Raw genomic sequence first — 26,115 nt, 5'->3', positions numbered from 1 at the left:
TGCGGCATGGGATGTTCAGGGGGCTATGGCGGTTTTTCAACGCAAGAATGTCTGGCTGCTGGCTTGTGCCATGTGGCCGACCCTAGCCGCCGCCCAGACCGGATCGTGGGCCGGACAGGCCCCTCCAGCAGCGCCCGGCGCCATTGCCGATATCGTGGTAACAGCACAGAAGCGCAGCGAAAGTTCGCAGAACGTCCCGATCGCCATCTCCGCCTTCACCGCCGATGCGCTGAAGGAGAACGCGGTAAGCGATGTGGCGGGCCTTTCGGCGCTGGCCACCAATGTCACTCTGGATGCGTCCACGCCGTTCTCGGGCTCCACCGCCGTGCTGGGCGCCTCGATCCGGGGGATCGGCGAGGCCGATTTCGCCTTCAACATCGATCCGGCGGTGGGGGTCTATCTCGACGGGGTCTATCTGGCCCGCTCGATCGGCGCCAATCAGGAGCTCCTTGATGTCGAGCGGATCGAGGTGCTCAAGGGCCCGCAGGGCACGTTGTTCGGCCGCAACACCATTGGCGGGGCAATCAGCATCGTCACCCATGATCCGGGCCCGCGCATGCGTTTCACCGCCGACCTCACCACCGGCAGCTACGCGCGGCTGCAGGCGCGCGGCACGGTGGATTTGCCGATCACCGACAGGCTGTTCTCGTCGCTCTCCTTCGGCGTGCTGAACCGGCAGGGCTATCAAAAGCGCATCCCCTATCCCGGTGCGGTCACGATTGATCCGGCCACTAGCTTCGCCTCCGCCGGTTACGGCACGGGCGATGGCAGGCAGGGGGGCGACAACAGCTTCAGCCTGCGCGGCAAGCTGAAATGGCTGCCCGGACCGGGACTGAAGGCCACGCTCTCGGCCGATTATACCCATGTCGATCAGGATGCCGTGCCCAACACCGTGCTGCAGACCACCGAGAACTATCCCAACGGCGTGGCCGGGGCCTATAACGCCTGCATCGGCCTGCCTCCTGCTGTGCTGACCGGGATCGGGCTGGGTCCCTTATGCGGCGCGCGCAGCGGCGCGGCGGGCTACAACGCCTTGCCGGGCCTGTCGGCCACCAGCGCAGGCCGCCTGTCATGGGATGGCCGCTGGGTGAATGCCACGGGCAACATCGATACGACCTATGCCAGTGGCCTCAACTTTTCGCAGCTGAATCAGGGCGGTGCGGCGCTGACGTTGGAGGGCGATCTCGGGCCTCATATGCGACTCAAGTCGATCTCCTCGCTCCGCGGCATGCATTTCGCCGCCGGAACCGATCAGTCGGGATCGCCGGTGCAGCTGCTGGTGCTCAGCTTCACCATCGACCAGCGCCAGCTGAGCCAAGAGCTGCATTGGAGCGGCGATCTGCTCGATGGCAAGCTCACCTATATGCTGGGCGCCTATGCCTTCCGCGAGACAGGGAGGCTGCATGACTATGTCAATTTCGGCGAGGGGCTGCTGCAGGTCGATGGGCCGGGACATATCGCCACCACCAATTACGCCACCTATGGCCAGATCGACTATCGCCCCAGCCCGCTGATCGGGCTGACGCTGGGCGGGCGCTTCACCCATGAGGACAAGAGCTATCGCGGTTATCAGACCGACGACAACGGGCTGACCTACAAGCTGGCTAATTGCGCGCCTGCCGCTCCCAACGCTGCCTGCGCCGCCGCTCTGGGCTTTCCCGACCCGTCGCAGCCCCTGCTCTATTACCCCGCCACGCCCGGCAGCCAGCGTTTCGACAATTTCAGCCCCAAGGTCGGGGTGCAGATCCACCCCATGGCCGACGTGATGTTCTATGGCTCGTGGTCGCGCGGCTATGAAACCGGTAGCTGGACAACGCGGTTGAGCGCACCGCTGAAGGTGGCTCCCACCTTCGGGCCCGAACATGCCGAAACCTTCGAGCTGGGACTGAAATCGAGCTGGCTGGGCCGTCGGCTACAGGTGAATGTGACAGGCTTCACCACCCGTTATCGAGACATCCAGCTGACCTTTCAGGAAGGACTCTCACCCACCATCCAGAATGCCGGCGATGCGCGGATCAATGGCGCGGAACTGGAAACAATCGCAGCCCCCGCGCGAGGGCTGACTTTGTTGGCGGCGCTGAGCTATCTCGATGCCTTTTACACCTCGGTTCTGCCGGGAGCGCAGGTGGCACCCAGCATTTTGCAGCAAGGGGTCTATGCTGGCGCAGCTCTGCCCAAGGCGCCACACTGGAAGATCAGCCTCTCGCCGCGCTATGAAACGCCGGTCGGTCAGGGAAAGTTGCTGCTGCAGGGCAGTTTCACGCACACAACCAGCATGCGCAACGATACGGAAGGCACCTACACGCTGAACCGCGCCGCCGCCGATCTGCTCAACGCCAGCGTGACATGGAAGGCACCGGGCGGGCGCCATGAGGTCACGCTGGGGGGCACCAACCTCACCAACAGCCGCTATCTGGTGATAGGGGGCGCCAGCCCAACGGCAGGGCTGGTCTTCGGCACCTACAACCGCCCCGCGGAATGGTATGCCCGATTTGGCCTGACATTCTGAAAGCCCGTCGCCGGGCGCCGCTGCTCGTCGCGACAGAGCCCGAGTGAAGGGCCTCCATGGCTCCCCGTCTGACGATAGCCCAGCGTCGGGCGCGATGACGCGCCGCCGCTCGCCTGCCTTCCCGGCTTGCACGACATGACCAAACTTGCGTTTTGAGCAACCGAAGCGCTACGGTAACGTCGAGAATGCAGACACACCGAGGATGCTGATGGCAACCATTCCAAAATCAGACAAGACCCGCGCTCGAATCCTCGAGGCGGCAACGGAAGAATTTTCCCAAATGGGATTGAGCGGCGCAAGGGTCGAGGCGATCGCGGCGCGCTCGACGAACTCAAAAAGAATGATATATCATTATTTCGGTAGCAAGGAAAAGCTCTACGCGGCTGTTCTGGAACATGCCTACCAGATGTTTCGCATCAGGGAAGAGAGCCTTGGATTGCAGGATATGCCCCCTGCGGACGCCCTGAGCCGACTTGTGGAAGAGACGTTCGACTATCACGAGTCTGCTCCCAACTTCGTCCGCCTGGTTGCCATCGAGAATATTCACTATGGCGAACATATCCGTCGATCGTCCGCGATCACGAAAGCGAATGCGACGGCGGTGCCTCTGGTGGCCGGAATTCTCGAGCGGGGGTATAAGGAGGGTGTATTCCAGCGAAAAATCCATCCTATCGACCTGCATTACATGATCAGTGCGCTCTGCGTGTTCCGCGTCGGACACCTCCATACGTTTAGCGCTGTCGTTGGCCACGATCTGTACGAGCCCGAACTCCGAGCGCGCCAGCGGTCCATGATCGTCCGCGCCGTGCTCGATACCGTCGGTGCGACATCGCCGAGCTGACGCGATGGGGCAAGGCCATGTCGCATCTGTCAGTTGGCAATTGCGATCACCATGCTAGTCAGCATGGATGACTGCCCGCCCCCTTCCCTTGCCCACATCTCACAGCCGCAGCCCCGACGATCAAACCAGTCGGCCCACTTTGGCCACGGAACTATGCGCTTATTTACGCGAGACGATCATGCGTGGCGATATTGCGCCGGGCACCAAGCTGAACATCAGGGCGCTCCGAGAGCAATTCGCCGTCAGTTTGAGCCCGCTGCGCGAGGCTTTGTCACGCCTGGCTGCCGAAGGCTTGATCGAAGCGATCGATCAGCGAGGCTATCGGGTAACGCGCCTGTCACTGCGCAATCTCAACGAGGTCATCGCCATGCGGCAGGAGCTCGAAGGTCTAGCTTTGCGCGAGTCCATATCCCGGAGGGATAAGGCGTGGCTTGAGGGGATCAGCGCGGCCCATGAGGCCCTGCTGCGCCAGGAACGATCGCGCCATTTCCGGGTGGAGGAATGGGAGATCGCGCATCGGGCCTTTCATGATGCCTTGATCGCTGGCGCGGATATGCCGCTCCTTTTAGCTACCTGCAACGGGCTCCATGATCGGTCCGACCGGTATCGTCGCGTTTTCTTGAGCAGGCAACCGAAAGATCGCAAAGTCGTTGATGAACATGCCGCCATCCTAAAAGCTGCGCTCGAAAAGAACAGCGAGGAGGCCGTCAACCTTCTCAAAGCACACATCAAACGAACAGGAACGAATGTCTCTAAGGAAATAGCCGAGCTGGAGGACGAGCAACCGGCTTCGGGGATCGCAGCTACATAGCGTAGCACTTATGACTAATCATTTATCCGTCAGAAGTAAGGTATTGCCCGGATGATCGCAGCTTTAATACACCTTAGCAGGTCCGCAAGATGGGAAGCCGCGCTCCCCTTTCCGTGAGTTTGAGGCGGTGCAGTTCGGTCAAGCCCAGCTTGGGGGTCATTCACTTCCAAAAAAAGCCGGCGCGAACGCCGGCTTATGAAAGTTGGGAGAGGATGCCTGAAAGGCGAGTTCTCTTTCGCACCATACGGTGGACTTCACAAGCCATAAATGCACTGCTTGGTGCGAAAAATACGAATGCATCACGAACGCTGCTCTCACAGGGTTATCCGCCGCCATTTCGAGCCAATGGTTACTGAAGAAAGGCTAAAAATCAATAGACTACTGAATTTCTAGATTCGTGACTGGCAGTGATCACAAACTAAGCGGAGTAAGACCACTAAGTCATATGTAATATGCTACCCCTTGCATTATATAATGCATCATTTGATGCATTCTCGCAATGGAGTACAACAAACCTCACTCCTGGCGCCGAGGCGTCGCAATGCGAATTCGTGGTGAAATGTCCAACCTTGCGAAATCAGATCGGACCCGCGCCAGCATCTTGGAGGCCGCGACAGAGGAATTCGCTCTGATGGGGCTCGCGGGCGCTACCATCGATGCGATCGCCGCACGGACCAAAAAGTCCAAGCGCATGATCTTCCACTATTTCGGAAGCAAGCAGAACCTTTACGTCGCCGTTCTCGAGCAGGCCTACCGCGCGATTCGATCGCGCGAGGCTGCCCTGAATCTCGACAACATGCCGCCTCGCGAGGCATTGACCCTGCTGGTGCAGGAAACTTTCGACCACCACGATCAAAATCTCACATACAGCCAGCTCGTTGGGCTTGAGAATATCCATCAAGGTGACAATATGGAGGCATCGGAGGCGATAAAGGCGGCCAATGCCAACACCGTTCCCTCACTCAAGCGCCTCATCGACCGAGGGCTCGAAACCGGGGCATTCACCATTCCTATCGACCCGATCGATCTCCATTATGCGATTTCTGCACTTTGCGTCTTCCGCATTCGCAACCGCTATACATTCAGCAATGTCGTGGGCAAGGATATCCGCGGGACTGAGATCAGCAACCGTCATAGGGCGATGGCTGTCGACGCCATTCTGGCGCTGGTCGGGGCCAGATAAGCACGGCCTGCCCCAAGGAACCTGCGCGCCCTTGGTTACGGCAGACAGAAAAAGGGGCCGCCAAAGGCGACCCCTTCCTGCCTCGCTCCAAATCGTCAGAAATGCACCTTGGCTCCCATGTAGAACGAGCGGCCGATGATGTCATACGTGCCCGGCAAGGTCTGCCCCAGCACGCCACCGACAACAGGCGGCTGCTTGTTGGCAAGATTGGTGACGCCGAAGCGGATCTGTAAACGCTCATTGACACTCACCTGACCGGTCAGATCAAAGATGTCGTAGGCGGGCACACCGGGGGCGACAGCGCTGGGTGAGATCACGCTCGAGACATCGCGCATTCCGTCGAGATGCCGCCAACGCAGGCCCACGCCGACCTTGCCGAGCGAGAGATTGCCCGTGGTCGTGTAGCGCCAGCGGGGCAGCGGCAGCCCGTTGGTGTAATCGATGGTGCCGGCAAACTCCTGAAAACCTTGTCCGGGCAGATTCTCGATCTTGTAGCTGTCGAGATAGCTGATCACCGAATTCAGCGCGAAGTTCGCTTTGCCCAGCTTGCCCCAATTGCCAAGGCGCGCCGTCCAATCAAGCTGGAAGTCGACACCACGGGTCCGCAATCCACCCAGATTCTGATAGGGCAGGTTGACGCTGGAGATGCCCCCTGTCGCATCGCGCTTGACCAGCGCGCAGAACGGGTTGCTTGCGCTGTAGGTCGGGTTCGACCCATCCAGATTGTAGCATTTGGACAGGGCGGTGTTGCCGGCCACCGTGGAGATGACATCGGTGATGCGGATGTCGTAGAAATCGACCGAAAACGAGACATTCGCGAGTGCTGGCGAATTGAACCGAGGACGAAGCACCACGCCAGCCGTGAGCGTCGAGGCCTTTTCAGGCTTCAGCGCCGTCGAGCCCGTGGTGATCGAGGCGATGGCATTGGTCGCATAGGTGTAGCTGTCAGCCAGACCGTCGGGAACGCCGGTCGCGACGCAAAGCGCTCGCAACTTGGCCGCATTGGCGCCGCTACGCGCCGAACCGCGCACATCGCACGGATCGCCTGCAGTGGGCGGATTGCCAAACTGCACCTGGCTGCCTGTGGCCGAGCTGAACAGCTCGCCGATGTTGGGCGCGCGGATGGCGCGCTGGTAGCCGCCCCGGAAGAGGATCGCGCGGGCCGGCGACCATTCGAGTTCACCCTTCCAGGTCGTGACCCCGCCCGTGATGTTGTATTGCGAGCGACGCAAACCGCCGGTGAGGTTCAGCGCACGGACGAACGGCTTGTCGACCAGGATCGGTACGAACAGCTCACCCGCGATCTCCTTGACCGAGGTGCTGCCGCTGGTGGGGTTGGTCTGGTTGGTGGCGAAGACATTTCCCGCCACGAGCTGGGCATCGGGTGCGAAGCTGTATTTGTTGTCGCGATACGTCGCCACCACCGACAGCTTCGCATCACCTGCGGGCAGCTTGAACAGGCTGCCCTGGGCGCTGCCCTCGACCGTGTTCTGCTGTATGCTTTCACGGCTGCGGATGTTCGCCGTCATATAGGCCACGCAGGAAGGCGAGATGGCGGTGACATTGGCCAGGCCAAAGGGATTGTATCCCCCCGTGCACAGCGATGCGCCGCCGTCGGAGGCTTGAAGCAGCTTGTTCACCCGGTCCCCGAGCACGCCATAAGGGATGCTGGTGTTGACGATGTTGCGGTCCCGGCTGCCATAGAGGTCAAAGGTCCAGTCACCGATACCGAACTTGCCGCGCAGGCCGGCGATGATCTGGCTCGTATCGAACTGGGTGTACACCCGGCGCCAGGGCAGTTCGACGAAGCGCTTGTTAAGCGTGAAATTGGCCGTCGGGTTGGGCCGCGAAGCCAGAATCGACGCCAGGCTGGCAGGAATGAAGGGATTGTTGGGCGAGACGCTCGCGGTAATGAACTGGGTCAGGCTGTTGCCCGCGCTCACATTGGTGTCGGTGTGGGAATAAAGCCCCTGCCCATACAGGGTGAGCGCGTCGTTGATCTCGAACTCGGCCCGCATAAAGCCGGTCTCGCGCTCCAGCGGCCGATCGAAGGTCTGCTGCTGCGACGAAATCTGGCGGAACGAGCCGCCGACCGTCGTGTAATTCGGCGGCACGGCGCCCTGAAAATTGGTCGCTCCCAATTGACTGAAGAGCGAGCCATTGTTGTTGAAGCCCAGCGAATTGGTGCGCGCAACGGTGCCCGGAGCCTGATTGGCGAAGGCGGCGTTGACCGCAGCCTGAGAGGGCAGATTGTCACCGGCCGGCACATATAACCCCTGACCGATGTACCCCGACAATGAGGCCTGATCGAAGAACGAGCGCTGCGGTGCGAGCAATTCGTCGCGCTGGGTGTAGGACACACTGCCGATGACGTTGAGCCGGCCGTCGATCGCCGAGAAGCCGCCCGTCGCCGAGAGATCGACGGTCTTGCGATCGCCGAGGAAGGTGTTGCCGATCTGCCCGTCGAACTCCACGCCATGCATCTTGCGACGGGTGCGGAAATTGACCACGCCGGAGACAGCATCGGAGCCATAGACCGCCGAGGCGCCGCCCGTGATTGTCTCGACGCTCTCGATCAGGGACATGGGCACGACGTTCACGTCGACCACATTGAACATGTTGGAGGGCGGCAGACGGCGCCCGTCGAGCAGAACGAGATTGCGCCGGTCGCCCAGCCCTCGCAGGTTGAGCGTGGCCCGCCCACCCGTCGCCGCCGCCGTGCCGCCACCGGCCTGCGATCCTGTGCCCGGGACGAATTGCGGCAATTGGTTGAGCGACCCCTCGATATTCACGGAGCCGGACGCCTTGAGCGCTTCCTGGTTCGTCGTCAGGATCGGGCTGGCGGACTGATAGTCCTTGCGCGCGATACGCGAACCGGTCACGATGATGTCGGAGGCAGACGGGCTGGCCGAAGTGCCAGCGCTGCTGCTGCCCGGAGCATCAGCTGTCTGGTCCACGGTCGATTGAGCTGGCGTATCTTGCGCTTGCGTGATGGCAGCTGGCGGCGTGGCGCCCACCGAAGGTTCGGCGGTTTGTGCTTGAGCAGTCGTCGCGCACATCATGGCCACGACGGACACACCGATAAAACGGTCCTTCATACATCTCCCCCTTATATTTGGTGACTGCTTGCCACCTTGCCCCAAAGTATTTTATCTGTTTGAAATATTAGTGATTTTGTTTAAATTATTATATCATTTCGGCGCTTGCCGCCGGTGTCTAAGCAAGTAAAACTTCAAGGAAAGCTGGTGCAGTCCAATCATACACTGCACCAGCGCGCGCAAGATTTGCGTCAGGCCAGCACGGCCGTGCTATCGAGTTTGACCAAAGCGCCGGTACGGGCGGCGGTCTTCACCGCCTCGATGACCCGCAACGTCTCCAGTCCCTCACGACCAGAGCACACCGGGGCGGCCTGCCCCCGGATCACCTCGCAGAAATTGAGGATCTGGAACTGCAGGGGGTCGCCCCCTTCATGCTCAAGCTGCTCCTGATTGACCGGCTCCCACCAACTACGCTTGTCCGGGTTGGACCAATGAGTCAGGCGGGGCACCGTCAGCGACCCATGGGTGCCGCCGATCGTGTAGCAATTCTCACTGGTTTCATGATAAACCGGGTTCTCGCCCGTCGTCAGTTCCCAGCTCCAAGGTGCCACGATGGTGTCGGACACCGTGATCGTCGCCAGAACACCATTGGCAAAGCGAAGCAGGATGACCGAGGTTTCTTCGACAGGATTGCCACGCACCGCGTTCGACTCAAAGGCCTGCACGCTCTCGACGTCGCCGAAGAAGTAACGCAGATTGTCGACGTCATGGATGAGGTTCAGGAAAACGGGCCCTGCCCCCACCTGGCGCCGCCAGGGAATGTCAAAATAGTCGTCCGGCTTGAAGAACCAGCACGAGCCGTGTGCGGCAACCACGGTTCCGAGCCGACCGGAATCGATCACCGCCTTCGCGCGCTGGATCATGCGATTGTGGCGACGATGATGCCCGGTCAGAACCGGCACACCAAGACGCTCGCCGGCCTCCACGATACGGATCGCGTCCGGGACGTTATCGGCCAGGGGCTTTTCGACCAGCACCGCGACACCTGCCTCGATGCCCTCGATGGCATTTTGGGCATGCATCTGGTTCGGGGTGGAAATCATGATGCCGTCGGGGCGATCAACCTCCATCAAGGCCGCGAAGCTGGGCTGCCAGGCCACGCCAAGGGCCGCCGCCATATCGCGCCCGACATCGGAAGGATCGACGATGGCCGCCAGTTCCGCTTCCGGGCAGGCCATCACATGCTCGATGTGGCGCTTGCCGATCAGCCCGGCACCGAGAACCGCGAGGCGAACAGGCTTCACGGAGCTCACTTGGCCTTCTCCGCCACGAGCGTCGCGATGCGGCGCAGCGCGAGCGTGTAGCCCTGAGTGCCGAAGCCGGCGATCACGCCATCGGCGCGCAACGACACATAGCTGTGATGGCGGAAGCTCTCGCGCTTGTGGACGTTGGAAATGTGAACCTCGATGACCGGCGACTCGAACGTGTTGAGCGCATCGAGAATTGCCACCGACGTATGTGTGAAGGCGGCCGGATTGATGATGATGCCCGCAGCATTTTCGCGCGCTTCATGGATCCAGTCGATGATCGCATACTCGGCATTGCTCTGGTGGAAACGCAACTCGAGTCCAAGTTCGGCCGCCAATGTCGTGCATGCGCCCTCGACATCCGCAAGCGTCTCATAGCCGTAAATCGCGGGCTGGCGCTTGCCGAGCAGATTGAGATTGGGTCCGTTCAAAATATAGACGAGCTTACTCATCTTCACACATTCCTTATGTTGATTGCTGTGGCTCAGATCTCGAGGCGACGGACATCACCAAGAATAAAGATATAGGCGGCGGCACCCATCACGCCGATGGCCGACATGATGGCCAAAGCGACAGTAAATGATCCCGTCTGTGAAAAAATAAATCCAATCCCGAGGGGCGTTATAATTCCCGAGCTATTGGTCACGACGTTGAAAATACCGCCCGTCAAACCTTGATAGCCCGCCGGAGCGATATCGGAGATCACTGTCCACCCGATTCCGACCATTCCTTGCCCGAAGAAAGCGACCGCCATGATAGCGATAACTGCGACGTTGCTGCTGACAAAATTGGCTGTTGCCATGCTGCTGATCAAAAGAAGGCCGGTGACAATGGGAAGCTTGCGCCCAAGATTGACCGAGCCAGTCCGTCGGATCAGCAGGTCCGAAACATAGCCGCCTGTTACAATCCCAACGGCGGCCGCGATGTAAGGAAATATCGAGAAGAACGCCATCTGCTTGAAGTTCATTCCACGCTCAGTAGCCAAATATGTCGGAAACCAAGTGAGAAAGAACACCAATGCAGAGTTACCGGCAAACTGACCGATACCAGCCCCCCAGATCTGCCGTTGAGCCAAGAGCTTCTTTATCGTTTTCCATTCGTAACGTACCGTCGAAGGCTTGCCAGCCATTCCTCCGCCAGTCTGGATAAGGTCGATTTCAGCTTTGTTGGCCTTCCGGTCGTCGTGAGGGTCCCTGTAGGTTCTCCACCAAAACAGGCCGAACAAAATGCCGATGCCGCCCAATATCGCGAACGGGAGGCGCCACCCCAACTTTGGCATCAGCCAAAAGAGAAGAGGACTAACTAGCGCAAGGCCAACATATTCCCCTACGGTGTAGATGCTGGTGGCCCGAGCGCGTTCGTTCTGCGGAAACCAAGCGGCCACCATTCGGCTAGCGCCGGGGAAACATGGGGCCTCAGCCACACCGAGTCCGAGGCGTGCAGCCACCAGCGCTGCGGTACTCGTGCAAAACCCCTGCACAATGGTCAAAAATGACCAGAGTGTGATGGAAAGAAAATAGGTCAGGCGAGATCCGAAGCGATCGAGAAACGCTCCGCCTGGCAGCTGAGCTGCAACATATGTCCATGCGAATGCAGAGAAGACCAGCCCCATTTCGGCTGCTCCTATCTTGAGGTCCTTCGACATCAATGGAGCCGCGACACCAAGAACCGTTCGGTCGAGATAGTTGATCATCGTTGTAGCAGCGATGAGCCCAAGCATCGCAAACCGGCGCTTTGTAGGATGATCGGCCTTCAACTTCACTTCATGGGCAGCAACATTCGCCTCGTCCATCTTGTGAACGTGCTCAAAAGGAAACTGACTGCGGTCGGAGCCGATTCCAACTACGGCATCCGGCAGGTGCCGGTTCTGCATCATGTTCTCCCGAAGGTCGTCCATTCTCTGGATCGATAGACATCCATCGCGACTTCGGTTGCCGTCGCCTGAAATGCACCGTTTGGTGCAGCATGAATGCCCCGGACGGTGCGTTCTGTCAACACATGCGATGCCTGGCCGCAAATTTTATCTAGCGCGACCGACAGGTAGCGAATTTGTCTTCTGATTAATCACTTATGGCTGGCAGCCGGGCGCCAGCATCCGGAAGCAAAGAAGTGGGGTGGTCGTTTTGGCACGATGCGGAGATCGCGAATCGCATTCAAGCGATGCCTCGTGCCGGCAGCAGGATGCCGAAACCCGCGACACTGACCTCATTGCTGACGGCTTCTCAATCCTGAGGCGGCTGGCAAATGAACATTAGCCCACGATGAGGTGAGCCCATGTAATTTTAATCTGAGGATGCAAGATTCCACCGAAGTTGCGATTTTTCTCGGCCTTCCAATGAGCCAGTCCGTAGATCAAGAAAGATTAATCGCATGGATGTCACCCTGAAAACCAGGTATCCCGCGGTCAGCGATCTAAGGGCTGCTCTGATCCCGTTGCAGGGTGTCGGCGTTGGCGGCCTTGCTAAAGAGAGTTAGCATGGTTTTTCGCAGCCAGATCAGGCCAGGATCTCGTTCGTATCTTTCATGCCAATATTGCGAGACCCTGAAGCTTTGCGCTTCGAAAGGTAATTCACAAACCTGGGTGCGTGGATCGAGGGCTGCCAGCGTCATGCCGGAATGCCGCGGGATCGTCGCCAGATACGTTCTGCTGCCAATGATCGGTGCAAGTCCGAGGAAGCCCGGAACGACCAGACGAATGCGGCGGGTTATGCCCGCGTTCTTCAGGGACTCATCCAGCAGATGCGCCCCGGTGCCGGAGGCGACCGTGACATGATCGGCCGCTTCATAAGCGGCGCGGTCCAATCTGGCGTCGCTTCGCCGGCGCAGGCAGACCCAGTTCTGGGTGTAGAGCGCTTGTTGCCGACAATCTTCCAGCCATGGGATATGGCCAAGCGCCAGATCCACCTCTCCACCGATCAGCGCCGCAGGCAGCGCGTCGTCGATAAGGCGAACAACCACCGAGAGCCCCGGCGCGTGATCTGTGAAGTGGTCGAGAACAGCCGGAAGCAAGGTGACCTGGCTAGCATCGGTCATCGCTAGGCGGAAGGTGCGCTTGCTCGCCTGGGCGTCGAAGATGGGAAGAGGTGCTGTGAGCTGTGATAGGCGGTCAAGAACATCACTCGCCGGCCCAGCCAATGCGTCGGCCCGAGGGGTAGGGAGCATCCGGCCCGCCTGCCGCACGAAAAGCGGGTCATCAAACAGATCGCGCAGCGCGCGCAGATGAAGCGAAACAGTGGGTTGTTGCAGTCCGAGTGATTCTGCTGCTGCCGTCACCGTGGCGTGGCGATAAATCGCCAGGAAGCTGGCCAGAAGGTGCGGATCCGCCATCATTGTGTTTCACAATACATGGTATTGGAGGCATTGCATAGACCAATCACCACGGTTCGATACGATCGCAGCCATGGAACAGTCATTTTCAGTAGCCATCATCGGCGCAGGGGCGCTCGGGAGCGCGATCGGGGGTACATTGGCTGCCCACGGCGCCCGCGTGGCATTGGTCACACGCAACCCGCAGCATCGCGACGCTGTCAACAGCCGGGGACTCTTGCTGGCAGCCCCGGACGGCTCTGCGACTCCCGTACCCGTTTCCGCCTATGCGAATTGCTCCGCCATCGGCGAGACATTCGATGTCGCAATCGTCCTCACCCATTCGGCTGGTACCGAGCAGGCTGCGCTTGACGCCGCCTCCATCCTGCGTCCGGACAGCACGGTCTTCTCGCTTCAGAACGGGCTGGGCCAGGAAGATGTCCTGAGCGAGATCCTGGGCCGAGGCAGGATCATCGGCGGCAAGACCTATGTTGGCGGATTGATGCTGGCCCCGGGCAAGGTGCAGGCCACGGTGCAGGGCAAGCGCACGCTGATCGGCGAACTCAATGGACAGCCATCGGAACGCGCGGCGCAGATCGCCCGGCTGATGAGCGACCATGGCGTGCCGACCGAGATGCCGGCGGACATTCGTTCTGCGATCTGGGACAAGCTTCTGATCAATGCGGCAACCGGCGCGCTCTCGACGATCACCCGCATGCCCTATGGCGAGCTTTATGCTCAGCCCGAGATCGAGCGCACCGCCTGCGCCGCCGTTGCCGAAGCCATGGCGGTTGCCCGGTCGGAAGGCATTGCCCTCACCATTTCCGAGCCGATGGAGGCATGGAGGATGGCGAGCGCCGGACTACCCGATAATTTCCGCACCTCGATGCTTTCCACCATTCTCAAGGGCGGGCGCAGCGAAATCGACTTCATCAACGGCGCGATCGTTGCGCGGGGCCAGCGCAATGGCGTGCCCACGCCGGTCAATGCCGCGCTGGTCGCCTGCATCAAGGGCATCGAGGCGAGCGGTATCTTTGCCTCCATCGACGGAAGGACCCACGCATGAGTGCCCGCCCCACAGGCTATGTCGAGCATGTCGCGATCCTGGTCGCCGACATCCACTGGCACATCCGTTTCTTTGAAGACGTGCTCAACATGACCTTTCGCGAGGTGCAGGGCACGCTCGAGGAACCCGAGCAGTATTGGACACTCGGGGGGATGCAGCTGCGTGCCGCACCCGATTTCAAGGGGCCCGAAGGCCGCTTTCTGCATCTGGGCATCATGGTCGATGATCTCGATGCGGCGCTCGAACGGGCGGCGGCTTACGGCGTCACCACGCTGCCGCATGGCCGCAACTGGATCCTCTTGCCCGACAATCTCGAACTGGAACTGATCCAGGCAGCCCCCGGCGCCGTTGCTGCGGTTCGGGCGGTCGATCCGCGCCTGGGAATGGATGGCTGACATGACGACGATCAATGAACTCTACTGGGACGAGTGCGCCGTGGGCGATGCCTGCGAAACGCATGATTATGAAGTGACCGAGGCCAGGGTGCTGGCCTATGCCGACCTGACCGGCGACCACACGCCGGTGCACACCGACGAGGATTACGCCCGGACCACGCCTTTCGGCACGCGGGTGGCACACGGGCTGTTCGGCCTGTCGATTGCCGACGGCCTCAAGACCCAGGCCGACATGCGCTTCGTGCCCGGTATGTCGCTGGGCTGGGAATGGAAGTTCATCCTGCCGATCAAGCTGGGCGACCGGGTGCGCGTGCGCTTCCACGTCGGTTCGAAGCGCCAGTCGAGCAGTCGCCCGGGCTGGGGCATCGTCATTCTGCCCAGCGAGCTGGTGAACCAGCATGGTGAGGTCGTCCAGGCGGGCGAACATCGCCTGATGATCCCGCTGCGCCCCCAGGAGAACGCACGATGAGCCTCCCCCTCGCGGGCATCCGCGTCATCGATTACTCGCATTTCCTTGCCGGGCCGCATCTGTCGCGCAGCCTGGCGGCGATGGGCGCCGATGTCATCAAGGTCGAGCGCCCCGGTGCGGGTGATGCCGGGCGCAGCCACGCCTTTATCCGCGACGGGCGCAGCGGCTATTTCATCCAGCAGAACATGGGCAAGCGCGGTCTCGCGGTCGATATGAAAGACCCGCGCGGCGCCGAGCTGATGCAGCGCCTGATCGCGGGCGCCGATGTCTTCGTCGAGAACTATCGCCCCGGCGCCTTGGCCAAACTGGGCCTAGGCTATGAGGAACTGTCGGCAAAAAATCCGGGCCTGATCTATTGCTCGGTCTCGGCCTATGGTCACACCGGACCCGATGCGGCAAAGGCAGGCTTCGGCCTGATCGCCGAGGCCAAGAGCGGCCTGCTCGCGCAACTCGGCGTGCCGGGCGCTCCGCCCCCGCTGCTGCGCGTGTCGATCGCCGACCTCTATGCCGGGACTCACGGTGTGGCCGCCGTCTGCGCCGCATTGTATGGCCGCACGCAGACCGGCAAGGGCACGCATATCGATCTCTCGCTCTATGACTGCACCGTCTCGATTCACGATTACGCGGTGCAGGAGTATCTGATGTCGAACGGTGCGGTGATGCCGCAGCAGACCGGATCGGATATGCCCAATTCCACCGTCTACGGTGTTTTTTCCGCGCGGGATGGGCATCTGGTGATTGCGGCGCAGGTTGACGATGCCTGGCGCAGGCTGGCGCTGTTGATCGGCGGCGAGGCCCTCGCCGGCGACACCCGCTTCCACACCACAGCCGGGCGCAACGCCCATCGGCTGGAGATCCTGCCGCTGGTCAGCGCCTGGGTCGCGGCGCAGCCGGGGCAGCATGCCGCCATTGCCGCGCTGGAAGCCGCCGGCATTCCCAGCGCCCCGGTCCAGACCATCGATCAGGTCATCAACGACCCGCAGATCGTCGCGCGGGAGATGATCGTGGATCTCGACGACCCCGTGCTGGGGCCGATCAAAGCCTGCAACTTGCCCTATCGCTTCCGCGATGCCGATACGCGGCCCACCCGCTCGGCCCCGCTGCTGGGTCAGGACAATGCCGCCATCGCCGCCGAACTGGGTTACGACGCCGATGCGATCGCGGCCATGCGCGCCGATGGCGTGCTGTATGAAGAGGAGGCTGTACGATGACAGACCGCTATGCCGTGGTGGGCAATCCCATCGATCATTCCAAATCCCCGCTGATCCATGGCATGTTTGCCAAGGCCGCCGGGCAGGACATCGTCTATGACAAGATCCTCGTCCCGCAGGGTGGTTTCGCTTCGGTCGCCGATGATTTCCGGGCAGCGGGCGGCAAGGGGCTCAACATCACCGCGCCGTGCAAGCTCGATGCCTATGCCTATGCCGATAAGACCAGCCCCAGCGCCCAGCTTGCTGGCGCCGTCAACGCCTTGCGCTTTGGCGTCGAGGGCGTCGAGGGCGAGAATTTCGATGGCGTCGGGCTGGTGCGCGACATCACCGTCAATCTGCAGCAGGCGATGACCGGGCGGCGGGTGCTCATGCTGGGTGCGGGCGGCGCCGCAAGGGGCGCGCTCCTGCCTTTCCTGGAGCAGCAACCAGCAGTCCTGCACATCGTCAACCGCACAGTCGGCAAGGCCGAGGAACTGGCCCGCATTGGCGCCAGCCATGGTAATGTCTCGGCTGGCGGCTATGATACCGTCGAAGCGGGCGCCTATGATCTGGTGATCAACGCCACCTCCGCCAGCCTGACGGGCGATGCTCCGCCGATCAGCGCGGATGCCTTTGGGGGGGCCACGCTGGCTTATGAATTGGCTTACGGCAAAGGCCTTACGCCCTTTCTGCGCATTGCGCGCGAAGGCGCCCCGCAGATCGCGATCGCCGATGGCGTGGGCATGCTTGCCGAGCAGGCGGCCGAAGCCTTTGCCTGGTGGCGCGGCGTTCGCCCTGACACGGCCGCGGTGATCGCCGCCATCACCATCCCGCTGAGCTGATTACGGCGTTCGCGATCTGCTGCTTGCTTACCTCAAGCAGCGGATCGCGGAGGCCCAAGGATCGCCAGGAGACCATACCTAATGACCCAGCCTTTCCGCTCCTCCATCGCAACAATCTCGATCAGCGGATCGCTGGTGGAAAAGCTGTCCGCCATCGCAGGGTGTGGCTTCAACGCGGTGGAAATCTTCGAGAACGATCTTCTGTGCGCCCAGCAGTCGGCCAAGGAGATCGGTGCGATCTGCAAGGACCTCGGTCTTGCGATTTCGATGTTCCAGCCTTTCCGTGATTACGAGGGCCTGCCCAGGGACCTGCGCGATAAGGCAGAGGAGCGGATGCGCCGGAAATTCCAGGTGATGGAGGATCTTGATACCGACCTGATCCTGCTGTGCTCGAACTGTTCTCCCCATTCCTCCGGCCAGCGTGAGCAACTGCTGGAGGATCTGGCCCACATCGGCAGGGTCGCGGGCGAGCATGGCAAGCGCATCGCCTATGAGGGGCTTGCCTGGGGCCTCCATGTCCATGACCATCGCGATGCCTGGGCGCTGGTGCGCGATGTCGATCACCCCGCTCTGGGGCTGGCACTCGATAGTTTCCATTCGCTGGCACGCTCCATCCCAAGCGCAAGCATTGCGGACGTTCGTGCGGACAAGCTGTTCATCGTGCAATGGGCGGATGCGCCGATCCTTCAGATGGACCCGCTCAATTGGAGCCGCCATTTCCGATGCATGCCGGGTCAAGGCGATTTCGATCTGACGACCTATGGCGCACAGCTGCGCCGCATCGGTTATGACGGTTATTGGAGCCTGGAGATTTTCAATGACCGGTTTCGCGCGGGGTCGGCAAACCAGATTGCGCGCGACGGCCTCCGCTCGCTACGGACACTCCATGATCGTGCCGGTATAGTCCTGGGCAAGCGTGGCGAGCTGCCCGTTCCGATCGACCCGGTGGGGGTGGAATTCATCGAATTCGCTGCCAGCCATGCCGAGGCGCGGGATTTCGAGCGCATCTTCCACGCGCTGGGCTTCGCCCCTGCGGGCCGGCACCGCAACAAGGATGTCGTGCGGTGGAGGCAAGGTGACATCAATTTGGTCATCAACTCCGAACCAGAGGGGTTGGCCCACAGTTTCGACATCGTCCACGGAGGCTCGGTCTGCGCACTGGGCCTGGCGGTGGACGATCAGACGAGCGCCATCGCACGGGCCGAAGCGCTTGACATCGAACGTTTCACTCAGCCGATCGCGCCTGACGAATGGCAGATCCCAGCGCTACGCGGTATTGGAGGATCGCTTCTCTATTTGGTCGACGCAGCCACGCGCGAAACGATGTGGGAGCAGGAATTCCCAGCCCCGCCGACGGGTGGGCTCAGCGAACATGCCGCGGGACGTGACGATCTGGTCGCCATCGACCATGTCGCCCAGACCATGCATTATGAGGAATTTCTGAGCTGGCTGCTCTTTTATACCAGTCTCCTGGACGTGTCCAAGACGCCGCTGCTGGAAATCGCTGATCCGATGGGCATTGTCTACAGTCAGGCCGTAGAAAGCCGACCCGATGAACAGGGGCGGCGCGCCCTGCGCTTCACCCTGAACGGATCCCTGGCCGCCAATGCCCTATCCACGCGTTTCCTGCATCATTACTTCGGCGCAGGGGTGCAGCATATCGCTTTCCAGAGCCGGGATATTTTCGCGACGGCTGCTCACGCGAAGGAGGCTGGCCTGCCCTTTCTGGCGCTGGGCCCCAATTATTATGCCGATCTCGAGGCGCGTTTCGATCTTTCGCCTGATCTGGTGGCGCGCATGGCCGAGTACAATATCCTCTATGACCGCGACGGTGATGGAGAATACTTCCAGTTTTACAGCCGCGCTATCGCCAAACGCATCTTCTTCGAGGTCGTAGAGCGGCGAACTTATGACGCTTACGGCGCCACAAATGCCACGGTGAGACTAAACGCACAGGCGGTGCATCGCAGTTCCGATGAAATTTAATTGATGTAGATAACCCGCTGTGCAGAAATAAAATCTAACAATTATGTAAAGATTTTTAAAATAGGCTGCAAGCAGGGTGTCTCGGATCGGTTAAACGCTTTCTTCACGAAGCTGGCTCGAGCGTTACATCTCGCGGCAATGACTTCGAGATATGAAAGTCAAACATCGCAAGGCAGGGCAACAAGTCAGCCTATTGGCGTGGTCCAGGAGGTCACTTTATCTTGAATTCGATCGTGGCAAACACACTGCGCCCGGCGTTAGCCCAATAAAGCGGCGTACCGGCTCCAACCGTATAACCGGCGAGGTTGATAATCTTGGTATTTTTGGTGACGTTCTGGATGTTCAGCTTCAGCTTGGCACCATAGGCATTGCGGACGATCCGGTCGAGATCGACGCCAAACGAGATATCGGCGGTGGCGTAGGCGCCCAGATGCTGCGTATCGCCCGTATCGCCGTAACGCGGGCCGATCCATTTCGCCAGAAACGAAGCATAGAGCGCATTGTGGCTGTAGATCAGGCCACCAGCCGCCGTCCCCTTGGGAGCATTGGGCACCCAGGAATTGGTCGCAGTGCTCAGCGCGGAATTCACCGAGCCATTGGCATAGACGCTAAAGCCTTTGCCCAGAGGCACCGTCGCCTCGCCTTCGAGACCACGATAATGCACTCCGCCCAGATTGCCGTAGAGCGGCAGCCCGCCGACACTGCCGATCGAGGCGATGAGGTTCGAGAAATCGATTAGGTAGGCATCGACCGCCAGCGAAAGGCCGCCCTTCTTCCACGTGGTGCCGATCTGGTAATTCCATGTCGTCTCGGGCTGATAGGAGGTCGATGACGGGTTGGCATAGTTGAAATAGTTCTCATTAGGCGCCAGGAAACCCTTGGCAACCTGAGCATAGGCCGACCAATGAGGGTTGATCTCATAGCGCCCTTCCAGGCTCGGCAGCCAGGAATGGAAGGTGTTGCTGTAATTGGCGGCAGCGGGATATTTGACGTTGACGATGGCGTTCACGTCGCGCTGGAACCAGGAATAGCGCACGCCCGGCGTGAGCGTCAGCCCGGCCACCGGCTTCACGCTGACCTGCAGATAGGGCTGCAAGGTCTGCATTGTCTGGTGCAGATCGCGGTCCACACCATTAATCGCGCCGGTGTCGGCGTCGTCATAATTGGTGATCAGATTGTTCGACATCACCACCTCGGTCAGGTGGCGATAGTTGGTCTGGTGATCGTACCACAGGCCGGTCTGGATATCGCCAAACGGCATCGTTTTGGTCAGGCGCGTGATCGTGCCGATCGAGCGATAGTCATTGGTCAGCAACTGCCCCGGCACGCCTGCGCTCAGCGCGCCTCCCGGGCTCGTCATCACCTGATTGGGATATTCGCCGTTGGGGTCCTCGCCGTTGAGGCCGGTATGGATATAGGCATAGGAATAGATCTTGCTGTCGACCGACCAGCCATCGCCCCAGCTTCCCGCCAGATCGCCATATTCGAAGTTGGTGTTGATGAAATCGGCATTGTATCCATAATAATTCTGAATCAGCGGATTGTTCGAAAGTCCGTAGTTACGGCCATATTGCGCCATTTCCGCCTGTGTCGTGCCGAGCGAGATGTTCTGGTGGACATGATCGTACATGCCGACGACGGTGAAGGTGAAATCGGCGCCGATGGGCTGAACCAGCTTGCCATAGATGTTCTGGCGGCGCTGATGTTCAAAGGTGAGATAACCATCCGAGCGGAGCGTCTCGGCATCGACGAAGACGCGCGTGCCCGAACTGTTGAGCTTGCCGGTGTTGAGTTCGATGCCCGCGTCGAAGGTGTTGAAACTGCCATAGGAGGCATAGGGGCTGACGCTGAACGCGTCTTCCGGCGCCTTGGAAAGGGTGTAGACCGTACCGCCGAAAGTGGCGTTGCCAATCGTGGCCGCCGTGCCCGGGCCGCGATCGACGGTGATCTGGCCCAGATCATGGGCCATGAAATAGCTGGTGGTGTGATGCGTGAAATCGTTGGAATCCCCCCAGGGAATGCCATCGAAAGTCACGTTGAACTGGCCGTCCTGGAAACCGCGGATCGAGATGTTCTGGCTTTCTGCCAAACCCGGCCCGTTGGGCGCCGTATCGAACACCGACGGGCTGAACTTGATCGCCTCGTCATAATTGCCCGAAGCGGGCAGATTTCTGGCGATGAAATCAGCGGAGATCACCGATGTCGGCTGCACGGCGGTCAGTGGAGTCGTGCCAGGGGTGACACTGTCGGCATCATTATGCCCGTTGACCACGATGGTTTCCTGCGGAACCGTCTGTGCCCAAGCCACTGTCGGGGCCAAAAGCATCAGCGGGACAAGGTTGGCCCCGATGAACGACGCGCGCAGAGCGATATGTGCGGGGCAAACCCCACACGAAAGATGACTCAACATAATCGCTGATGCTCCCTGAGCTGTTGTTGAGAGAGCGACTATGGGTTTTATATTTCACTTATAAGTCATTTCTGGTTGGCGAAATCAATGCCAGCCCTGAAAACGACAGGACTCCGGGCTTCAAAGGAGTTTATTAAATTTTGCCAATTTTTGGGTAATCTTACGACAATGCGCCCGCTTGCCGTGTCTCGCGACCAGCAATGCCGATGCAGCTCAGCGGATGCTACCCAGGTAGCTTAGCTGCCCTAAGAATCTTGACGGAAAAGGTGATGCTCCTCCGCGCCCGGCCCTTACCATCACACGGGAGCGAACAAGCCCCCTATCCTCACCGTCTGCAGCGACACCTCGCCAACGTTGACACCCGCTCAAGACAAACAACCGATACTTCAACAACGTGACCAACTTGGTAGCCCGTTCGGGTCCGCCGATTACGTGCTCACGTCAGGCAAATTCTTCGCCTAGCGTGAGCGCGAAACCAACATCAGTATCAAACACATCGCAGATCACGGGGCTCGAAGGGCTTTTGTAACATCGAAGGCCTTGACGACAAGGCGGCTCACGGCGACGCTTCAAGGGACAAGGAAATGGATCAGCAGGATCGGAATCAGCAGCCCCAGCCCGACGATCGGCCAGGTGCTGGGCCGATGCTTGCTGTGCAGCTGAAGCAGCAACAGCCCGGTGAGAGTAAAGATCACGCAGGCCGCGGCAAACAGGTCGATAAACCAGCTCCACGCGCCACCGGAATTGCGGCCCTTGTGCAGATCATTGACCAGCGAGAGCCAGCCGCGATCCGTCACTTCCGATGCGATGGCGCCGCTCGCCGGATCGACCGTTACCCAGCCGTCGCCACCCGGGCGCGGCATGTTGACCGTCACGATATCGCTGGCCCATTCCGCCGGGCGGCCCGCCACATCGATGCCCACCTGCGCCTTCACCTGCGCGGCAACATCGGCAGGCAGCGGCGCATTCGGCTTGGCGGGCGCGGCCAGTTCCTTGATCATCGCGGCAGGCAGCTGACCGCTGCGCGAGACCACCTTGGGCTCGGTATGGATCGCCTCGGCATGGTTGAGCGTGATGCCGGTGATCGCGAAAGCCAGCATGCCGACCATGGAAAGCGCCGCGCTGATCCAGTGCCAGCTGTGCAGCTGCTTCAGCCAGAACTGCTTGGCCTTCTTGCGTTTCGCCAGCCTGTCCCTTTCGGCAGGCGTCAGCACCGGCTTCTGCTTCACAACCGTACTCATGCCCGACCCTGTTCACCCCATTGCAGCGCCAGTGCGCGCAGAGGCTCTTCCTCGCGCGCGGCCAGCCATGCCGCCATCTGATCCCCAAAACGCGCATGCCCCCCGGCGCGCGCGCTTTCCAGCCATGGCAGCGCTTCGGCCATCTGCCCAGCATCGATCAGCATGCGGGCGTGATTGAAAGCGCCGCAAAAATCGCCGCCCTCCGCCGCGCGGGCGTAGTGATAGGCCGCGATCGTCAAATTGCGAGGCACGGCCCAGCCGTCTTCGTAGAAACTGCCGACCATGTTGATGGATTTCGTGTGGCCCATGGCAGCCGCCCGGCGAAAGAGATCGAGCGCCTCGGCACGATCTTCGGGGATGCCACGCCCTGTGCTCAACAGACCCGCCAGATTGTACAACCCCCAATCGAGACCCTGATCAGCTGCTGCACGAAACCATGGGGCAGCCTGAGCGGGGTCTTCCCGAACACCCCAGCCCTGATCGAAGCAGCGCCCGACCATGTTCATCGCCATGGGCAGACCCGCTTGCGCTGCCCGATGGAACCATGTCAGGGCGACGCGCGCATCCCGCGCCACGCCCCGGCCGTCGAGAAGGCATTGGCCGTAATAAAGCTGCGCCAGCCCCAGCCCTGCTTCAGCAGCGCCTTGCAGGGCTTTGGCAGCGTGTTCCAACGGACCGGACAGCAGCTCCACCCATTCCTGAGCGCTGCGCTCCTGTGCAGGCGTGCAGACGGGAGGGCTGTCAGCCCTCCCGTCCTGATCATTGGTCAAGGACCCGGTCATCATCAGTACTTGAAGCTCACCGTGCCGATGACCGTGCGGCCTGCGGCCTGATGCGCGTAGTGAGTGGGATAGGCCTGATCATAGTACAGCTTGTTGGTCAGGTTGAGCGCATTGACCCGAAGGCTGAGCATGTCGTTGATCTTGTAGGAGGCGTTGGCATCGAAACGCCAGTAGCTGGGCACATAGGTCGCGCGGGTCTTGAGGATCGAGAAGACCCCGTTCACATATTGGCGCGTGTCGGAGAAGCCGCCATAGACGGTGTCCATGAAGATCGCCCCGCCGCCCAGCGTGAATTTGGGCGTGACCTTGTAATTGGTGAAGAGCGTGAAGCTGTTCTGGGGCGTGTTGGGGAAGGCCTTGCCCAGGGTTGCGGCGGGCATATAGACCGTCGCGGCCTTGCCGGTGGCATCGGTGCCCACTGTGGCAGTGGTGCCCGCATTCGTCACCTTGGAGGGCATGTAGCTGTAGCCGCCGAAGATGTTCCACTTGGGCGTCACATTGCCGGAAAAGCCCAGTTCAATGCCCCGCACCCGCTTGGTGCCGACATAAACCACGCCGCCGGTGGTGGGATCGGTGGTGCGCGCATTGGTGGTGCGGGTCTGGAAAACGTCGAAGGACAAGGTCAGATTGTCCTGGAACAGATTCCACTTGGTGCCCAGCTCATAGGACGTGGTGCGCTGCACCTTCAGGTCATTTGCGCTGATGACAGCACCCGTAACCGTGTTGGTGCCGTTGACGCTGTTGTCCTCGGCGCCCTGGGCGATGAAGGAGCCGGGCGCGATGGCGGCGCTTGAGGTCGAAAGGTAGATGTTGCCGTTGGGGCGCGGTTTATAGGCCAGACCCGCCTGATAGGTGAAGATGTTGTCCGCCTTGCCGTACCACGTGCGGGTTCCGGTGAAAGGCGCCGCCAGCGCGGCGCTGGCATTGGTGTTGAAGTAGTCGTAGCGACCGCCCAGATTGACGATGAACTTGTCGTTGATCGTGATGGTGTCGAAGGCCGACAGCGCCCAGTTCGTGGAGGTCGCCAGCGTCATCGAATTGGCCGGCCCACGGACGATGGTGCCGACATAAGGATCGTTGGGATTGGGATTGCCAACGGTGGTGCAGTTGTAATTGGTGCCCGAGGTCGCCGTGGGACAGGCGATCGAGGTCGGCAGGGCCGTATAGGCGGAATTGGCGTAGAAGCTCCCGTAGCCCGCCTTCTGCCAGTTGTATTCGGCCGCCAGAGCGAAGCTGTGCTTGAGTGCGCCTGTCGCAAACTTGCCCGAGAAGTCAAGCTGATCGACGTAGCCGTTGACCGTCGAATAGCGCGAATTGGCACGACGGGTGACGGTGCCATAAGTGGCGACATTGCCCTTGGAATCGTCGGGCTGGGTCCAGACATACTCCTGCGTCGCGTTGGTGTAGCGCGCGGTGTTGCGGATTTTCAAACCACCGTCGGTGGTGTGCTCGAAGCGGGCCGAGACGGAGTCGGTGTTGGTGGTGCGGAAATCGCGGTCGGTCAGGCCGTAGAAGGTGCCGCGCGAACGCAGATCGGTCCCTACCGGTGCGGTCTGGTAATTGGCCGAGGGCTGATTGGCGATGACATATTGATAAGGAATGCCCTGATCCGGCAGCTCGTTGGTATGCACGTGATACCAGTCGAGTTCCAGGCTGGTCGGACCGTTCAGGCCAAACTTGATCGAGGGTGCGATGCCCCAGCGCTTCTGCCAGGTGTAATCGCGCCCGGCGATGCCCTGATCATGATACATCGCGCTGAGCCGCACCCCGACGAACTCGCTGAGCGGCTGGTTTACGTCCAGCGTGAAGCGCTTGTAATCGGCGCTGCCGTAATTGGCATCAACCTGGACGAAACGCTTGTCCTTGGGCGTCTTGGAAATCATGTTCACCGAACCGCCGGCATTGGTCGAGCCATTGGTGACGCTGTCAGAACCCTTGACCACCTCGATCGAATCGACCGCGAAGGTTTCGCGGGTTTGCGTCGCGATGTCGTGAATGCCGTCGATATAGATCGAGTTCGAGCTGTCTGCGCCGCGGATATAGGGGCGGTCTCCCAGAGCAGCTGTGCCGGCTTCGCCCGCGCCCATGGTGATGCCCGGCACGGTGCGCAGTGCTTCGGCCAGAGTGGTGGAATTGGTATCCTCAAGGACTTGACGCGAGACAACCGTGATCGAACGCGGCGTATCGAGCAGCGGCGCGGTGGCCTTGGCCGAAGCCTGGCGCTCGACGCGATAGCTGCCCTCATCAACGGCCGTGTCGGTCACGGTCACTCCGCCAAGGTTCTGTCCTTGATCTGCGGCATGGCTGGTCGAATCCGTGCCTTGAGCCATCACGGGTAGCGCCGAGCTGAACAGGCCGATGCAGCCGATGGCCAGAGAGCTGGCGCCGCTGGCGATGCTGCGTTGAGGGTTGCTTGGCATGGAATCCCCTATTGAGAGTGAGTTGCAATCTTAGCGCGGCGCCGTTTTGCAAATGGCTCTCAATAGGTCAATACAGTAAAAAATTTGATCTCGATTGTTGTTATGAAGCAACATTGCATCCAAAGTAGATACAAATAACATTCTACACTCATCGAAAATGTATCCGCTTTTGTTACAAATATTGATTTTTCCCAATGAACGTCGACATATCTTCCAATGCACTGAATTTTCGGCATAGAGGGGCACCACAGGGCCCCAGGGTATGGCCGGAGCCTCCAATCTCAATCAATTTTTTGATCGAATAAATGAAAGATGCGAT

19 protein-coding genes are annotated in these 26,115 nt (G+C 60.4%); 10 read left to right on the top strand and 9 right to left on the bottom strand.

Translation table 11 applies throughout. The annotated features are described in order from the left end of the window. Positions 1–25 precede the first annotated feature (25 nt). The 4 genes from HGK27_RS24740 (at position 26) to HGK27_RS24725 (ending at position 5,344) form a co-directional block, all read left to right on the top strand. Positions 26–2,509, top strand: a complete 2,484-nt coding sequence (locus HGK27_RS24740; RefSeq protein WP_206243494.1) for a TonB-dependent receptor — start codon at positions 26–28, stop codon at positions 2,507–2,509. 145 nt (positions 2,510–2,654) lie between these two features. Continuing rightward, complete coding sequence (locus HGK27_RS24735) at positions 2,655–3,350, top strand: TetR family transcriptional regulator (protein WP_407674648.1); 696 nt, start codon at positions 2,655–2,657, stop codon at positions 3,348–3,350. Between the two features lie 178 nt (positions 3,351–3,528). Then, positions 3,529–4,161 carry a GntR family transcriptional regulator gene (locus tag HGK27_RS24730; protein ID WP_241127452.1) on the top strand — a complete coding sequence of 211 codons (633 nt, stop codon included), beginning with the start codon at positions 3,529–3,531 and terminating at the stop codon, positions 4,159–4,161. A gap of 541 nt (positions 4,162–4,702) precedes the next feature. Then, positions 4,703–5,344, top strand: a complete 642-nt coding sequence (locus tag HGK27_RS24725) for a TetR/AcrR family transcriptional regulator (protein ID WP_206243492.1) — start codon at positions 4,703–4,705, stop codon at positions 5,342–5,344. Positions 5,345–5,439: 95 nt separating this feature from the next. Here HGK27_RS24725 and HGK27_RS24720 read toward each other — a convergent pair whose 3' ends face one another. From HGK27_RS24720 to HGK27_RS24700, 5 genes are all read right to left on the bottom strand, one after another. Further along, positions 5,440–8,442 (bottom strand): TonB-dependent receptor plug domain-containing protein, encoded by a 3,003-nt coding sequence (locus HGK27_RS24720; protein ID WP_206243491.1) that lies wholly within the window; start codon positions 8,440–8,442, stop codon positions 5,440–5,442. A 191-nt stretch (positions 8,443–8,633) separates the two neighbouring features. Beyond that, a complete protein-coding gene (locus tag HGK27_RS24715) occupies positions 8,634–9,620 on the bottom strand; it encodes a Gfo/Idh/MocA family protein (RefSeq protein ID WP_407674710.1) in 987 nt (328 codons plus the stop codon). Between the two features lie 71 nt (positions 9,621–9,691). Beyond that, entirely contained in the window at positions 9,692–10,141 is a 450-nt protein-coding gene (aroQ, locus tag HGK27_RS24710; RefSeq protein WP_206243490.1) for a type II 3-dehydroquinate dehydratase, read from the bottom strand. 32 nt (positions 10,142–10,173) lie between these two features. Next, the gene (locus tag HGK27_RS24705) at positions 10,174–11,586 is read right to left on the bottom strand and encodes an MFS transporter (protein ID WP_241127448.1); all 1,413 of its coding nucleotides are present in this window, start codon (positions 11,584–11,586) and stop codon (positions 10,174–10,176) included. Between the two features lie 515 nt (positions 11,587–12,101). Beyond that, on the bottom strand, positions 12,102–13,019 hold the full coding sequence (locus HGK27_RS24700) for a LysR family transcriptional regulator (RefSeq protein WP_206243489.1): 918 nt from the start codon (positions 13,017–13,019) through the stop codon (positions 12,102–12,104). A gap of 70 nt (positions 13,020–13,089) precedes the next feature. On the opposite strand from HGK27_RS24700, the gene HGK27_RS24695 reads away from it, so the two are divergent. The 6 genes from HGK27_RS24695 (at position 13,090) to HGK27_RS24670 (ending at position 18,943) form a co-directional block, all read left to right on the top strand. Beyond that, entirely contained in the window at positions 13,090–14,061 is a 972-nt protein-coding gene (locus HGK27_RS24695; RefSeq protein WP_206243488.1) for a ketopantoate reductase family protein, read from the top strand. Then, complete coding sequence (locus tag HGK27_RS24690; protein ID WP_206243487.1) at positions 14,058–14,456, top strand: VOC family protein; 399 nt, start codon at positions 14,058–14,060, stop codon at positions 14,454–14,456. Before HGK27_RS24695 ends, HGK27_RS24690 begins: the two co-directional genes overlap by 4 nt. A gap of 1 nt (position 14,457) precedes the next feature. After that, positions 14,458–14,925 carry a MaoC family dehydratase gene (locus tag HGK27_RS24685; RefSeq protein WP_206243486.1) on the top strand — a complete coding sequence of 156 codons (468 nt, stop codon included), beginning with the start codon at positions 14,458–14,460 and terminating at the stop codon, positions 14,923–14,925. Further along, positions 14,922–16,136 (top strand): CaiB/BaiF CoA transferase family protein, encoded by a 1,215-nt coding sequence (locus HGK27_RS24680; protein ID WP_206243485.1) that lies wholly within the window; start codon positions 14,922–14,924, stop codon positions 16,134–16,136. Before HGK27_RS24685 ends, HGK27_RS24680 begins: the two co-directional genes overlap by 4 nt. Next, positions 16,133–16,957: a shikimate dehydrogenase gene (gene aroE, locus HGK27_RS24675; protein ID WP_206243484.1), complete on the top strand. Its 825-nt coding sequence runs from the start codon at positions 16,133–16,135 to the stop codon at positions 16,955–16,957. Before HGK27_RS24680 ends, aroE begins: the two co-directional genes overlap by 4 nt. Before the next feature lie 177 nt (positions 16,958–17,134). After that, complete coding sequence (locus tag HGK27_RS24670) at positions 17,135–18,943, top strand: bifunctional sugar phosphate isomerase/epimerase/4-hydroxyphenylpyruvate dioxygenase family protein (protein ID WP_322099051.1); 1,809 nt, start codon at positions 17,135–17,137, stop codon at positions 18,941–18,943. 211 nt (positions 18,944–19,154) lie between these two features. Here the strand turns inward: HGK27_RS24670 and HGK27_RS24665 are convergent, their stop codons facing one another. From HGK27_RS24665 to HGK27_RS24650, 4 genes are all read right to left on the bottom strand, one after another. Next, on the bottom strand, positions 19,155–21,215 hold the full coding sequence (locus tag HGK27_RS24665; RefSeq protein ID WP_206243482.1) for a TonB-dependent receptor: 2,061 nt from the start codon (positions 21,213–21,215) through the stop codon (positions 19,155–19,157). Positions 21,216–21,922: 707 nt separating this feature from the next. Continuing rightward, positions 21,923–22,594, bottom strand: coding sequence for a PepSY-associated TM helix domain-containing protein (locus tag HGK27_RS24660; RefSeq protein WP_206243481.1), 672 nt, complete (start codon positions 22,592–22,594; stop codon positions 21,923–21,925). Further along, the gene (locus tag HGK27_RS24655) at positions 22,591–23,286 is read right to left on the bottom strand and encodes a tetratricopeptide repeat protein (RefSeq protein ID WP_407674709.1); all 696 of its coding nucleotides are present in this window, start codon (positions 23,284–23,286) and stop codon (positions 22,591–22,593) included. The genes HGK27_RS24660 and HGK27_RS24655 overlap by 4 nt, the downstream gene beginning before the upstream one ends. A gap of 92 nt (positions 23,287–23,378) precedes the next feature. Further along, positions 23,379–25,796 carry a TonB-dependent receptor gene (locus tag HGK27_RS24650; RefSeq protein ID WP_241127443.1) on the bottom strand — a complete coding sequence of 806 codons (2,418 nt, stop codon included), beginning with the start codon at positions 25,794–25,796 and terminating at the stop codon, positions 23,379–23,381. Between the last annotated feature and the right edge of the window lie 319 nt (positions 25,797–26,115).

The sequence above is a fragment of the Novosphingobium terrae genome, from assembly GCF_017163935.1.
GTDB lineage: Bacteria > Pseudomonadota > Alphaproteobacteria > Sphingomonadales > Sphingomonadaceae > Novosphingobium > Novosphingobium terrae.
This window is presented reverse-complemented; position numbering and strand designations above follow the sequence as displayed.

Bases quoted from the DNA above. Each gene is read 5' to 3' on its own strand.
- HGK27_RS24740 (WP_206243494.1), top strand. From the start codon at position 26: ATGGCGGTTTTTCAACGCAAGAATGTCTGGCTGCTGGCTTGTGCCATG.
- HGK27_RS24730 (WP_241127452.1), top strand. From the start codon at position 3,529: ATGCGTGGCGATATTGCGCCGGGCACCAAGCTGAACATCAGGGCGCTC.
- HGK27_RS24725 (WP_206243492.1), top strand. From the start codon at position 4,703: ATGCGAATTCGTGGTGAAATGTCCAACCTTGCGAAATCAGATCGGACC.
- HGK27_RS24720 (WP_206243491.1), bottom strand. From the start codon at position 8,442: ATGAAGGACCGTTTTATCGGTGTGTCCGTCGTGGCCATGATGTGCGCG.
- HGK27_RS24715 (WP_407674710.1), bottom strand. From the start codon at position 9,620: ATGGCCTGCCCGGAAGCGGAACTGGCGGCCATCGTCGATCCTTCCGAT.
- aroQ (WP_206243490.1), bottom strand. From the start codon at position 10,141: ATGAGTAAGCTCGTCTATATTTTGAACGGACCCAATCTCAATCTGCTC.
- HGK27_RS24705 (WP_241127448.1), bottom strand. From the start codon at position 11,586: ATGGACGACCTTCGGGAGAACATGATGCAGAACCGGCACCTGCCGGAT.
- HGK27_RS24700 (WP_206243489.1), bottom strand. From the start codon at position 13,019: ATGATGGCGGATCCGCACCTTCTGGCCAGCTTCCTGGCGATTTATCGC.
- HGK27_RS24695 (WP_206243488.1), top strand. From the start codon at position 13,090: ATGGAACAGTCATTTTCAGTAGCCATCATCGGCGCAGGGGCGCTCGGG.
- HGK27_RS24690 (WP_206243487.1), top strand. From the start codon at position 14,058: ATGAGTGCCCGCCCCACAGGCTATGTCGAGCATGTCGCGATCCTGGTC.
- HGK27_RS24685 (WP_206243486.1), top strand. From the start codon at position 14,458: ATGACGACGATCAATGAACTCTACTGGGACGAGTGCGCCGTGGGCGAT.
- HGK27_RS24680 (WP_206243485.1), top strand. From the start codon at position 14,922: ATGAGCCTCCCCCTCGCGGGCATCCGCGTCATCGATTACTCGCATTTC.
- aroE (WP_206243484.1), top strand. From the start codon at position 16,133: ATGACAGACCGCTATGCCGTGGTGGGCAATCCCATCGATCATTCCAAA.
- HGK27_RS24660 (WP_206243481.1), bottom strand. From the start codon at position 22,594: ATGAGTACGGTTGTGAAGCAGAAGCCGGTGCTGACGCCTGCCGAAAGG.
- HGK27_RS24650 (WP_241127443.1), bottom strand. From the start codon at position 25,796: ATGCCAAGCAACCCTCAACGCAGCATCGCCAGCGGCGCCAGCTCTCTG.